The sequence below is a fragment of the Pseudoalteromonas phenolica genome, from assembly GCF_005886345.1.
Lineage (GTDB): Bacteria > Pseudomonadota > Gammaproteobacteria > Enterobacterales > Alteromonadaceae > Pseudoalteromonas > Pseudoalteromonas phenolica_A.
The window spans coordinates 26,964-39,927 of the sequence record NZ_PNEC01000054.1 but is presented as its reverse complement, the minus strand read 5'-3'; the positions used below and the strand labels follow the sequence as shown (position 1 = coordinate 39,927).

The window sequence follows — 12,964 nt, the reverse complement described above, 5'->3', positions numbered from 1 at the left end:
TTTTTACAAATTTATCTTACGAGATAGTTTGTAGTTAAGATAAACATACTTTTTATATTAACACACACACATATCGACACATACACTTGGGTGCATGTAATTACTTATTACGTGTTGGTGCTATGGGATATGTGGAGGCCTAACCCTAAATATTAGAGGAAATTAAAATGGCAAACGTTTCAATGCGCGATATGCTTCAAGCTGGTGTTCACTTTGGTCACCAAGCACGTTACTGGAACCCTAAGATGAAGCCGTTCATCTTCGGTGCTCGTAACCGCGTTCATATCATCAACCTAGAAAAAACTGTTCCTATGTTCAACGATGCACTTAAGTTCTTATCGAACGTTGCATCTAACAAAGGCAAAATCCTTTTCGTAGGTACTAAGCGCGCTGCAAGCGAAGCAGTTAAAGAAGCAGCTCTTCAAAGCGATCAGTTCTATGTAAATCACCGTTGGTTAGGTGGTATGTTGACTAACTGGAAAACAGTTCGTCAATCAATCAAGCGTCTTAAAGACCTTGAAGCTCAAAGCCAAGACGGTACTTTCGAAAAGCTTACTAAGAAAGAAGCGCTAATGAAAACGCGTGAAATGGAAAAGCTTGAGAAGAGCCTTGGCGGTATCAAAGACATGGGCGGTCTTCCAGACGCTATCTTTGTAATTGACGCTGACCACGAGCACATTGCGATCCGTGAAGCTAACAACCTAGGTATTCCAGTAGTATCTGTAGTTGATACTAACTCAAACCCAGACGGTGTTGACTTCATCGTACCAGGTAACGATGACGCGATCCGCGCTATCCAGCTTTACACTGGTGCTGTTGCAACTGCTATCACTGAAGGTCGTGAAAGCAACATCGTTGCACAAGCTGAAAACGACGATTTCGTAGAAGCTGAGTAATTAGCTGTCATCAAGTCTTCATCAAAATAAGGTGAAGGCTTGATATTCTTGAAGAGCGGTCATTCCGCACCCCGAAAAAAAACTTCATATTTGAGGATATACTAATGGCTGTAACTGCTGCCCTAGTTAAAGAATTACGCGAGCGTACTGGCGCTGGCATGATGGATTGTAAAAAAGCACTAACTGAAACTAACGGTGATATCGAGCTAGCTATCGAAAACATGCGTAAGAGTGGTGCTGCTAAAGCTGCTAAGAAAGCGGGTAACATCGCTGCAGAAGGTACAATCCTTATCAAGCAAGGCGAAGGTTTTGCTGCACTTCTAGAAGTTAACTGTCAGACTGACTTCGTTGCTAAAGACGAAAACTTCCTAGGTTTTGCTAACACTGTTCTTGATGCTGCTGTTGAATCAAAAGCTGACGTTGACGCACTTAAAGCTCAATTCGAAGAAACGCGTGTTGCTCTAGTTGCTAAAATCGGTGAAAACATCAACGTTCGTCGCGTTGAGTACATCGATGGTGACAAGCTATCTGCTTACCGTCACGGCGACCGTATCGGTGTTGTTGTAACTGGTGACGCTGACGAAGAAACACTTAAGCACGTTGCTATGCACGTTGCTGCTTCTAAGCCTGACTTCGTTAACCCTGAAGACGTTCCAGCTGAAGTGGTTGAAAAAGAAAAAGCAGTTCAAGTTGAAATCGCAATGAACGAAGGTAAGCCTGCAGAAATCGCTGAGAAGATGGTTGTAGGTCGTATGAAGAAGTTCACTGGTGAGATCTCTCTTACTGGTCAAGCATTCATCATGGAACCTAAGAAATCTGTTGGCGAATTCCTTAAAGAGAAAGGCGCTTCAGTTTCTAACTTCATCCGCTTAGAAGTTGGTGAAGGTATCGAGAAGAAAGAAGAAGATTTCGCAGCAGAAGTTGCAGCGCAAATCGCAGCAGCTAAAGGCGAGTAATTTTACTCATGAAGCAGAGGCAAAAAGCCACCTTTAGGCAGCATTTGCTTTTGCTTCAATGCTGAAAATTCTTTAGAATAACCGCGCATTTATGAGTTTCATAAGCGCGGTTATTTTTTATCCCCCACTTTTACATATGGCCCTGAGATTATGACTACGAATAGAAAACCTGTTTTTAGACGCGTTCTTCTTAAATTAAGCGGTGAAGCTTTAATGGGAGACGAAGGCTTTGGTATCGATCCGAAAGTATTGGATCGTATGGCGCAAGAAATCAAAGAGCTTGTAGAACTCGACGTAGAAGTAGGTTTAGTTATCGGTGGCGGTAACTTCTTACGTGGTGGCTCATTAGCAGAAGCGGGCATGAACCGCGTAGTTGGCGACCATATGGGTATGCTAGCAACAGTAATGAACGGTTTAGCAATGCGTGATGCACTTCACCGTGCATTTGTAAACGCACGTCTTATGTCTGCTATTCCTCTTAATGGTGTATGTGATGCATACAACTGGGCTGAAGCAATTAGCTTATTAAAGTCTGGCCGCGTGGTAATTTTCTCTGCGGGTACAGGCAACCCATTTTTCACTACAGATTCTGCAGCGTGTTTACGCGGTATTGAAATCGAAGCCGATACAGTAATCAAAGCAACGAAAGTTGATGGCGTATTCAGCGACGACCCAGTGAAGAACCCAGACGCGACACTTCACCGCCATTTATCTTATAATGAAGTGATCGACAAAGAATTAAAGGTTATGGACTTAGCGGCATTTACGCTAGCTCGTGACCACAATATGCCTTTAAGTGTATTCAACATGAATAAACCTGGTGCGCTTAAACGCGTTATCATGGGGGAAGAAGAGGGTACCCTTATTTCTTCACAAGCAGCTGAATAATCTACAAAGACTAGGATTGAATTGTGATTAACGATATTAAAAAAGACGCTGAAGAGCGCATGAAAAAAAGCGTGGCAGCACTAGCGAGCCAGCTATCAAAAATCCGTACTGGTCGTGCACACCCTGCATTATTAGACGGTATTACAGTTTCTTACTATGGTGCAGACACGCCTCTAAACCAAGTAGCAAACGTAACGACTGAAGATTCACGTACATTAGCAATCAATGTATTTGATAAGTCTTTAGCGCAAGCTGTTGAAAAAGCTATCATGTCTTCAGATTTAGGTCTAAACCCTATGTCTGCAGGAACAGTTATCCGTGTACCACTTCCTCCTCTTACAGAAGAGCGTCGTAAAGACCTAATTAAGATTGTACGTGGTGAAGTTGAAGGTGGTCGTGTTGCTATCCGTAATATTCGTCGTGATGCGAATGGTGATATCAAGTCACTGCTAAAAGACAAAGACATCTCAGAAGATGAAGCGCGTCAGGGCGAAGATGAGGTCCAAAAGTTAACAGATAAGTATGTTAAAGAAATGGATACTCAGCTGAGCGCGAAAGAAGCTGAATTGATGGAAATCTAACCAACTCAAATTTATTAGTTTTGAAACGCCGTCTAGGGTATACTAGGCGGCGTTTTTTTTTACCTAAATCGGAATTATGGTTTTAAGTACTGAAACAGTTTCAAAGCAGTCTTTGCCGAAGCATGTTGCTATTATCATGGACGGGAATGGGCGCTGGGCGCAAAGCCGCAATCGTCCTCGTACATACGGACACAAAAAAGGTGTAGATTCCGTTCGTTCGGCTGTTCAGTTTTGTACAAAACTGGGTATTGAATCGTTGACGCTTTTTGCTTTTAGTAGTGAAAATTGGCGACGACCTGAAGATGAAGTCAGTACCTTAATGGAACTGTTTTTATTTGTCTTATCTAAAGAAGTTAAAAAACTACATAAGAATAATGTAAAACTGACTATTATTGGTGATATTTCACGCTTTCCTGAATCTCTACAAGATAGGGTTAAATCGGCACATGAATTAACCGCTAATAATACAGGTCTGAAATTAAATGTTGCGGCAAATTACGGTGGCCGTTGGGATATTGTACAAGCCGCTCAATCAATGGCACAGCAAGTGCAAGATGGTCAACTTACTGTGAGAGACATCACAGAAGACGCTTTGTCAGCACAATTAAGTATGGCAGATCAAAGTGAATTAGACTTGTTGATAAGGACTGGCGGAGATTGTCGCATCAGCAACTTTTTACTTTGGCAGGCAGCGTATGCTGAACTCTATTTTACAGATACTCTTTGGCCAGATTTTAATGAAGAGGCTTTTTCTGAGGCAATTGCCTGTTTTGTATCTCGAGAGCGACGCTTTGGCTGTACCGGCGAACAAATAAAACAATTACTTGCCGAGTCCAAAACAACAAGTTAAAGGTTATCAATTTGCTTAAATTACGTATTTTAACGTCAGTGGTTCTAGCGCCACTGGCTTTGCTTTTGGTGTTTTATACACCGCTTTCATTATTTAGTTTTATTGCTGGTGCGATTACCCTTTTAGGTGCTTGGGAATGGTCTTCATTGATGGGCCTCAAAAAAATGGCGCAAAGAGGCACATTTGTGGCTTTAGTCGCTTCTATTCTTGGCGCACTTCACCTGCATTGGCCCATAGAATCACTTTGGCAAAATGGGCAATTATTGTCTGATGCAAACTATGTTTTCACCCTTGCATTTGCCTGGTGGTTAGTTGCTACTTTTCTTGTTGTTAAATACCCAAGTATGTCTCGCGCATGGTCAGAAGGTCTGGTAATGAAGGCTGTGGCTGGCTTATTGACACTCGTGCCGCTTTGGCTTGCACTCAATGTTTTACGTAGTGCTGAATATCAACAATCTGAGCTATTCGGTTCAACTCTGATTATGGTGGTATTGGGTATTGTCTGGAGTGCGGATATAGGTGCTTATTTTGCGGGTAAAAACCTAGGCAAACATAAGTTAATGCCAAAAGTAAGTCCAAATAAAACCATTGAAGGCCTAGTCGGTGGATTACTGACAGCTGTTATTTTTGTAGTTATCTTCTGTGCTTGTGCAGACGTCGAACAAGCGATGTGGCCAGTTTATGCCTTATTAACTGTGTTTATCGCACTGTTTTCAGCCGTAGGCGATTTACTAGAAAGTATGTTTAAGCGTGAAGCTGGTTTGAAAGACTCAGGCAGTTGTTTACCAGGTCATGGCGGTATCTTAGACCGTATTGATAGCCTTACTGCTGCTGCGCCGATATTCGCCCTGTGTTATGCGTGGACGGTGGCGTTATGAGCATTCAACAGGTAGCAATCCTTGGCTCAACAGGGTCAATAGGTGTTTCTACTTTAGATGTGATTGCCCGCAATGCTGATAAATTTTCGGTACTCGCCTTAGTTGCAGGTCGTAATGTTGAGGTGATGCGTCAGCAGTGCCAGACATTTAAACCAAAATTTGCGGTGATGCAGTGTGAGCAAGCTGCAAAGCAACTCAAGGATGACTTAGCAGGAACAGAGATTCAGGTTCTGACAGGCGTTCAAGCGATGCGAGATGTGGTTTCTCACAGTGACGTTGATATCGTTATGTCAGCGATTGTCGGAGCAGCAGGTTTGTTGCCGACAATCAGTGCGGTTGAGCACAGTAAAAAAGTACTTTTAGCGAATAAAGAATCTTTGGTGATGTCAGGCCAAATCTTTATGGATAAAGTGAAGCAACATGATGCCATTTTGTTGCCGATAGATAGCGAACATAATGCTATCTATCAAAGCTTACCAACTGCATTTCAACAACATTCAGATCCTAAGCTTGAACAGTTCGGCATTCGTAAAATACTTTTAACTGGTTCAGGTGGACCTTTCTTAAATCGCGGTATTGATACTTTAGCTGATGTAACCGTTGAAGAAGCCGTCGCCCATCCAAACTGGTCTATGGGTCAGAAAATTTCTGTCGACTCGGCGACCATGATGAATAAAGGGCTAGAGTTTATCGAAGCGAAGTGGTTGTTTAACTGTGATGCAGACGATATAGAAGTAGTAATCCACCCACAAAGCATGATCCACTCAATGGTACAGTATCAAGATGGCTCTGTGATTGCACAAATGGGTCAACCTGATATGAGAACACCTATTGCATATGGTTTGTCTTATCCTGAGCGTATCGACGCAGGTGTCGCCCCCCTAGATTTCTCACAAATCTGTGATTTTACTTTCACAAAGCCTGATTATAATCGCTATCCTAACTTAGCTTTAGCGATTGATGCTTGTAAGACTGGCCAGGCTGCAACGACGGCTGTGAATGCGGCAAATGAAATTGCAGTGGCTGCGTTCTTAAATAAACAAATTAGTTTTACTGATATTTATAAAGTGAATGCTGAAGTACTTAATCGCATCGCGATTACAAACCTTTCAAGTATTGATGATGTACTTGCTCAAGATAATGAAGCAAGAGTCCTTGCTAACAACGTACTTAAAACCATGGAGTGATTATGTTTGAGTTTTTCTGGCACTTAGGGTCATTCATTGTTGCATTAGGTATTTTGGTTACAGTACATGAATATGGACATTTTTGGGTTGCAAGAAAAGCTGGCGTAAAAGTTTTAAGATTTTCTGTTGGTTTCGGTAAACCTTTGTGTCGTTGGCACGATAAGCACGGCACTGAGTATGTGATAGCTATGATCCCACTCGGTGGTTATGTGAAGATGCTCGATGAGCGAGTAGAAGCAGTTGACCCCAGCGAAGCGCATCTTTCTTTCAATAATAAATCTGTCTGGTCTCGTATTGCCATTGTCATAGCAGGTCCAATGGCTAACTTTATTTTTGCTATTTTCGCGCTGGCACTCATGTATATGATTGGTGTGCAAAATGCTAAACCTGTGGTAGGTGATGTGCATGCACAAAGCCGAGCAGCAACGTCACAATTACAGTCGGGCGATCATATTTTAGCTATGGGTGGTCAAGATGTACTTTCTTGGCAAGAAGTGACCTTCAGCTTAATGTCTCATCTGGGTGAGCAATCAGTCGATGTCAAAGTGCAAGACGCTCAGCAGCAAATTAAAATTCGTACCATCGACTTAACAGGTTGGAAGTTAGATAAAAAAGATCAACCACCTCTAGATGCGATTGGTATCGTACCTTATAGACCAGCTCTAACCCTCACTATTGGCCATGTTGCAAAAGGTTCGGCTGCAAACCAAGCAGGTTTATTAGTTGGAGATAAACTCCTTGCTGCAGATGGTCAAGAAATTGAACAATGGCAATCACTGGTTAGTCTTGTACAGGCATCGCCTAACAGATCAATTCAGCTAGAGGTGATGAGAGATGGGTATCGTCAAATTTTATCTGTCACACCTGAAGCGAGAACAGGAGCAAATGGTGAGCAGCAAGGTTTCTTAGGCGTTGTTCCTCAGTTAGAAAGTTGGCCTGAAGGTTATATTGAAACTAGACATTATGGTCCATTGGATAGTATTGTGCTGGGCGTACAAAAGACCTACGCGTTAATCACGTTAAGTTTTGACATGATCGGTAACCTAATTACCGGCAAAGTGTCAGTCAATAATTTAAGTGGCCCGGTAGGTATTGCTGTAGGCGCGGGCACCAGTGTCAGTTATGGGTTGGTGGCTTTTCTAAGTTTCTTGGCGTTAATAAGTGTCAATCTTGGGGTTTTCAATTTACTGCCCCTGCCAGTTTTAGATGGCGGACATTTAATGTATTACATAATTGAACTTATTCGCAAAAAGCCAGTCTCTGAAAAGACACAAGAGTTAGGTTATAAGATTGGAGCCATGCTGCTTCTAGGCCTAACCTGTTTTGCATTGCTTAATGATGTTTCAAGGCTTTAAGCCGAAAAGTCATTTAAAGCCATAAAGCGATATGTACGCTAATAGTTGTAAAGGATAAAGATAATAAAATGCCGATAAAAAAACATCTCGCAGTAACCAGTTTACTTGGCGCAAGCTTTGCGGCAGCTGGGCAAAGCTCCTTTATCGTAGAAGATTTAAAAGTTGAAGGCTTACAGCGTGTAGCATTGGGTGCTGCATTAACTCATATTCCAATCAATGTGGGCGATAACATTGATGAATATACGATTTCTCAAACAATCAAAGCTTTATATAAGTCAGGTCATTTTGAAGACATTGCTGTGTATCGTGACAATGACTTACTCGTTTTTAAAGTAAAAGAAAGACCAACAATTTCTTCAATTGAATTTGATGGCAACAAAGATATTAAAGACGAGCAGCTAAATGAAAGTTTAGAACAGCAAAATATTCGTGCTGGTGAGCCTTTAGATAAAACAGTTGTATCTAATATTGAAAAAGGCTTAATCGACTTCTTCCATAGTATCGGTAAGTACAACGCTAAAATTGAAGTAAGCATTACCGAGTTACCTCGTAACCGAGTTCGTCTAAACCTTGAGTTTGATGAGGGTGATGCAGCATCAATCAGACAAATTAACTTGGTAGGTAATGAGCTTTTCTCTGACGAAGAGCTACTAAATTTAGTTGAGTCTCAGCAAGACTTGCCGTGGTGGAAATTCTTGTCTAATGACCGCTATCAAAAGCAGACAATTGAAGGCGATCTTGAGAAGTTAAGAAGCTTTTATCTCGATAAGGGTTACCTACGTTTCAATATTGATTCAACTCAAGTTTCAGTTAGCCCTGAACGCGAGTCAGTTTATGTCACTGCAAACCTGACTGAGGGTGAGCAATACACAGTTAAAGATTTTGACTTTATTGGTGATTTGCTAGGTCGTGAAGAGCTTATCAAGAGTATTGTCCCATTAAAAACAGGTGAGTTATACAATGGCTCAATTGTCACAGCGTCTGAAGAGTATATTAAAAGTTATTTAGCACGCTTTGGTTATGCCAATGCAGAAGTTCGCACCATCCCAGATATTGATGATGAAAATAAAGAAGTAAAATTAACCTTATCAGTTAATCCTGGCAAGCGTATTTATGTTCGCCGTATCATGGTAAATGGAAACCAAGTTACCGCTGATGAAGTCGTTCGACGTGAGATGACGCAACTTGAAGGCGCTTGGTTATCTAATCAGAGTCTTGAGCGCTCTAAACTACAAATTCAACGTTTACCTTATATGGAGAATGTTGAGTTTGAGGTTAAGCCAATCGCCGGTATTGATGACCAAGTAGATGTAGACTTCACAGTTAAAGAGCAACCAGCTGGTAGCTTCCAAGCAGGTGTGGCTTATGGCTCATATGGCGGTTTACAGTTTAATGTTGGGGTCAGTGAGTCAAACTTTTTAGGTACTGGTAACCAATTAGCATTTAACGTAAACACTTCAAAAGGTTCAGATCGCTATAGTATTTCATATACAAACCCGTACTTTACGCCTGATGGTATTTCACAAGGTAGCAGTATTTTCTATAGCAACTATGATTCGTCGGCATATAGCTTAGTCCCTTACAAATCTAAGAGTTATGGTATTGGCACAAACTTTGGCTTTCCAATTAATGCTGTAAATCGTATTAACTTTGGTGGTCGTTGGATTGAAGAAAGCTTATCTGACATTGCCGATTATGAGCAAACACGAATTATGCGTTTGGCATTCTTTAACCCAGATGATCCTGATGCAGCTTATGAGTTTACAAAGTATGAGTTCAGTATGGGGTGGTCTCGAATTACCGTAAACCGTGGTATGTTCCCAACGGCTGGCTCACGTCAAAATTTATCACTTAATGCGACGACGCCAAACTCAGATTTAAACTTCTTTAAGATTAACTATAAGTCCCGTTTTTACTGGCCAATCAGTAATGACCACAGATGGGTGTTCTCAACCAGAGCAGCATTTGCATATGGTAATGGTTACGGTGAGACGAATGGCTTCGAGCAAATTCTACCATTCCAAGAATACTTTAGAATCACTGAAGAGGAGTTAAGAGGTTTCGATCGAAACACAATTCTTCCTCAGGCAATTAGAAGGGTTACAACTGCAATTGATGGTTCAGTGTTACCTGATGGAAGTAAAACAGGTACAATCGGTTCGCCATCTGAATTTGACCGATTACAACAGTTGGGTCGAATTGGTGGTAATGCTAAAGCAATTGCAGGTATGGAATTAATTGTCCCTACACCGTTCTTAGACGAAGACAGTACGAGCTCAGTGCGCACAAGTTTATTCGTAGATGCAGCTAATGTATGGGATACTGAGTTTGATATAGACCGCTATGCTGACTTACCAGAAGAGCAAGTTGCGCAGTTGAGAGATTACTCAGATCCGGGTCGATTCCGTGTATCTACGGGTCTATCAATTCAATGGATTTCCCCAATGGGACCAATGCTGATCAGTTTTGCTTATCCGCTTAAGAAAGAAGACACAGACGAAACTAAAACTATCAGCTTTAACATAACGAATACTTTCTAAGGAGTTTTTTGTGAAAACGATTTTAAAAACAACAGCATTAAGCATTTTAGCCGCATTAATGATGGGTACATCGGCAAGTGCATTAGCACATAAAGTGGCTATTGTTGACATGCAATCTATTTATCAGCAGATCCCACAAATGGCTAAAATTGAACAACAATTACAAACAGAATTTGCTGAGCGTCGCCAAGAGTTAGAAAAGCTACAAGGCGATATTCGTTTTGAAGCTGAAAAGTATAAGCGTGAAAGTGCAACTATGAGTGAAGAACAGAAAACTTCACTTGAAGGCAAAATTCGTGATATGCAAAAGCAACTAGCTGAAAAAGGTCGCCCTTTAGAGCAAGAAATCAAAGCACGTCAAAATCAAGAATTAGCAAAGGTACAAAAGCTGATCATCGAAACGATTGAATCTGTTGCAAAGAAAGGTAAATTTGATGAAGTTAAAGTAAAAGAAACGACAATTTACTTTAACCCTGATAAAGTAACCGACCTTTCAAGCAAGGTTGTTGAAGCAGTTAGCAAAAAGTAATGACAAAACAGTATACCCTCGCACAAATTAGCGAATATTTAGACGCATCCCTCGAGGGGGATGCGTCTCATTGTATTGAGAAGATAGCAACTTTAGCGAATGCTAAAGGCTCTGACATCGCATTTCTCGCAAATAAGAAATACCGTGCTCAACTTGATGAAACTCAAGCGGGCGCAGTGATTATTTCAGAAAAAGAAGCTGAGCTATACGCAGGTAATAAAGTCGTTGTGAAGGACGCCTATATTGCTTACGCAAAACTTGCGCAAATGATGGATACAACACCAGCTTGTGCAAACAGTATTCACCCTACAGCAGTGATAGACAATACGGCTCAATTAGGTGAAAACGTTAGCGTTGCAGCAAATGCGGTTATCTCTGCGGGCGTTATACTTGGTGATAATGTTCAAATTGGTGCTGGATGCTTTGTTGGTGAAAAAACTAAAATAGGACAGGGCTCAAAGCTTTGGGCTAATGTGAGTGTTTACCATGATGTTGAAATTGGCGAACACTGTTTATTCCAATCAGGTGCCGTAATTGGTAGCGATGGCTTTGGTTATGCTAATGAAGCTGGTAAGTGGGTTAAGATTCCACAGCTTGGGCGAGTTGTAATTGGTGATCGCGTTGAAATTGGTGCGAGCACAACCATCGACCGTGGCGCTTTAGACGATACCATCATCCATGACGATGTGATTTTAGATAACCAAATTCAAATCGCACACAATGTTGAAATTGGTCAAGGTAGTGCAATGGCAGCTTGTTCAGTCATCGCTGGTAGCACAACCGTTGGTAAATATTGCCAAATTGCAGGCCTTGTCGGTATTAACGGCCATATTGATATTTGTGACGGTGTTATGCTGACAGGTATGACCATGGTGACTAAGTCAATCACTGAGCCGGGCGCATATTCTTCAGGTATGCCGCATACGACCAACAAAGAATGGCGTCGTAACATGGCGCATTTTAGAAATTTATCTGATTTTAAAGAGCGTATTAAAGAGTTAGAAACACGCTCATCTCAAAAAACAGTTGATGAATAAGGATACTATTTTGGCTAACGAATTAAACAGTTTTGATGTTCAAGAAATCATGCGTTTATTACCACACCGTTACCCTATGCTTTTGGTAGACAAAGTGGTCGATTTTGAGCCGGGTGATTACTTGCATGCGGTAAAAAATGTTACCGTGAATGAGCCAATTTTTACGGGTCACTTTCCTGACCAAAAAATCTTCCCAGGTGTACTTATTTTAGAAGCTATGGCGCAAGCAACTGGCTTATTAGGTTTTAAAACAGTGCAAAATACTGGTGACAACGAGCTATACTTGTTTGCAGGCGTTGATAACGCGCGTTTTAAGCAGCCAGTTGTACCAGGCGACCAAATGCATATTCACGTTAAGTTTGAAAAAGAACGTCGCAACATTTGGCGTTTTTCAGCAGAAGCAAAAGTAGATGGTAAGGTTGTGTGTAGCGCAGACCTTATGTGTGCAAGAAGAGAGTTTTAATGTTAATTCATCCTACTGCAGTTATTGAATCAGGCGCCCAACTTGGCGAAAACGTTAAAGTAGGGCCTTACAGCTATATTGGTAATGATGTTGTTATCGGAGATAACACGATTATCGAATCTCACGTAGTTGTTAAAGGGCCTTCGAAGATTGGTAAAGGTAATCACTTTTATCAGTTTGCGTCTATTGGAGAAGCCTGCCAAGACAAAAAGTACAAGGATGAACCAACTCAATTAATCATGGGCGATAACAATATTGTTCGAGAGTGTGCGACGATACATCGTGGCACAATTCAAGATCAAGGCGTGACTAAAATAGGTAGTAATAACTTATTTATGGCTTATACGCACATAGCACATGATGCAGTGATTGGTAATAATGTCATTTTTTCAAATGGCGCCAGTGTAGCAGGTCATGTTCACGTAGGTGATTGGGCTATTCTAGCTGGTAATACGGGTGTACATCAGTTTTGTAAAGTTGGTGCCCACGCATTTATTGGTATGTATTCAGGTGTGAGTAAAGATGTTCCACCATTTGTTACAACCACAGGTATGCCAGCAAAACCTGCAGCAGTGAATACTGAAGGTATGAAGCGTCGTGGGTTTGCAAGCGACGAAATTATGGCGGTTCGCAGAGCATACAAAGCGCTTTTTAGAAAGGGTTTAACACTAGAAGAAGCAGTGGCTTCACTGGCTGACGATGCGAAGCAGTTTGCAGCAGTGCAAAGCATGATTGATTTCTTAGACACGTCTGAGCGCGGCATTATTCGCTAGCCTCGACGGTTTAATTAAAGCATGTACAAAC

Annotated in this window: 13 protein-coding genes; all 13 read left to right on the top strand. The window is 41.5% G+C overall.

The features are described 5' to 3' along the window. Nucleotides 1-167: 167 nt before the first annotated feature. A complete protein-coding gene (gene rpsB / locus CWB72_RS17045; protein ID WP_130257130.1) occupies nucleotides 168-896 on the top strand; it encodes a 30S ribosomal protein S2 in 729 nt (242 codons plus the stop codon). 104 nt (nucleotides 897-1,000) lie between these two features. Next, nucleotides 1,001-1,852, top strand: coding sequence for a translation elongation factor Ts (gene tsf / locus CWB72_RS17040; protein ID WP_130257129.1), 852 nt, complete (start codon nucleotides 1,001-1,003; stop codon nucleotides 1,850-1,852). A 150-nt stretch (nucleotides 1,853-2,002) separates the two neighbouring features. Next, complete coding sequence (gene pyrH, locus CWB72_RS17030; RefSeq protein ID WP_058030520.1) at nucleotides 2,003-2,740, top strand: UMP kinase; 738 nt, start codon at nucleotides 2,003-2,005, stop codon at nucleotides 2,738-2,740. 23 nt (nucleotides 2,741-2,763) lie between these two features. After that, nucleotides 2,764-3,321 (top strand): ribosome recycling factor, encoded by a 558-nt coding sequence (gene frr / locus CWB72_RS17025; RefSeq protein WP_138633888.1) that lies wholly within the window; start codon nucleotides 2,764-2,766, stop codon nucleotides 3,319-3,321. A gap of 76 nt (nucleotides 3,322-3,397) precedes the next feature. Further along, entirely contained in the window at nucleotides 3,398-4,171 is a 774-nt protein-coding gene (locus CWB72_RS17020) for an isoprenyl transferase (protein ID WP_138633885.1), read from the top strand. Between the two features lie 11 nt (nucleotides 4,172-4,182). Then, nucleotides 4,183-5,049, top strand: a complete 867-nt coding sequence (locus tag CWB72_RS17015) for a phosphatidate cytidylyltransferase (protein ID WP_138633882.1) — start codon at nucleotides 4,183-4,185, stop codon at nucleotides 5,047-5,049. Next, nucleotides 5,046-6,236, top strand: coding sequence for a 1-deoxy-D-xylulose-5-phosphate reductoisomerase (ispC, locus tag CWB72_RS17010; RefSeq protein ID WP_138633879.1), 1,191 nt, complete (start codon nucleotides 5,046-5,048; stop codon nucleotides 6,234-6,236). Before CWB72_RS17015 ends, ispC begins: the two co-directional genes overlap by 4 nt. Before the next feature lie 2 nt (nucleotides 6,237-6,238). Beyond that, nucleotides 6,239-7,591, top strand: coding sequence for a sigma E protease regulator RseP (rseP, locus tag CWB72_RS17005; protein WP_138633876.1), 1,353 nt, complete (start codon nucleotides 6,239-6,241; stop codon nucleotides 7,589-7,591). A 68-nt stretch (nucleotides 7,592-7,659) separates the two neighbouring features. Next, on the top strand, nucleotides 7,660-10,131 hold the full coding sequence (bamA, locus tag CWB72_RS17000; protein ID WP_138633873.1) for an outer membrane protein assembly factor BamA: 2,472 nt from the start codon (nucleotides 7,660-7,662) through the stop codon (nucleotides 10,129-10,131). 58 nt (nucleotides 10,132-10,189) lie between these two features. Then, nucleotides 10,190-10,660, top strand: a complete 471-nt coding sequence (locus CWB72_RS16995; RefSeq protein ID WP_436409865.1) for an OmpH family outer membrane protein — start codon at nucleotides 10,190-10,192, stop codon at nucleotides 10,658-10,660. Then, the gene (gene lpxD / locus CWB72_RS16990) at nucleotides 10,660-11,697 is read left to right on the top strand and encodes a UDP-3-O-(3-hydroxymyristoyl)glucosamine N-acyltransferase (protein ID WP_138568008.1); all 1,038 of its coding nucleotides are present in this window, start codon (nucleotides 10,660-10,662) and stop codon (nucleotides 11,695-11,697) included. The genes CWB72_RS16995 and lpxD overlap by 1 nt, the downstream gene beginning before the upstream one ends. A gap of 10 nt (nucleotides 11,698-11,707) precedes the next feature. Next, nucleotides 11,708-12,160: a 3-hydroxyacyl-ACP dehydratase FabZ gene (gene fabZ, locus CWB72_RS16985; protein WP_138568006.1), complete on the top strand. Its 453-nt coding sequence runs from the start codon at nucleotides 11,708-11,710 to the stop codon at nucleotides 12,158-12,160. After that, nucleotides 12,160-12,933 (top strand): acyl-ACP--UDP-N-acetylglucosamine O-acyltransferase, encoded by a 774-nt coding sequence (gene lpxA, locus CWB72_RS16980; RefSeq protein ID WP_130257119.1) that lies wholly within the window; start codon nucleotides 12,160-12,162, stop codon nucleotides 12,931-12,933. Before fabZ ends, lpxA begins: the two co-directional genes overlap by 1 nt. Nucleotides 12,934-12,964 lie beyond the last annotated feature (31 nt).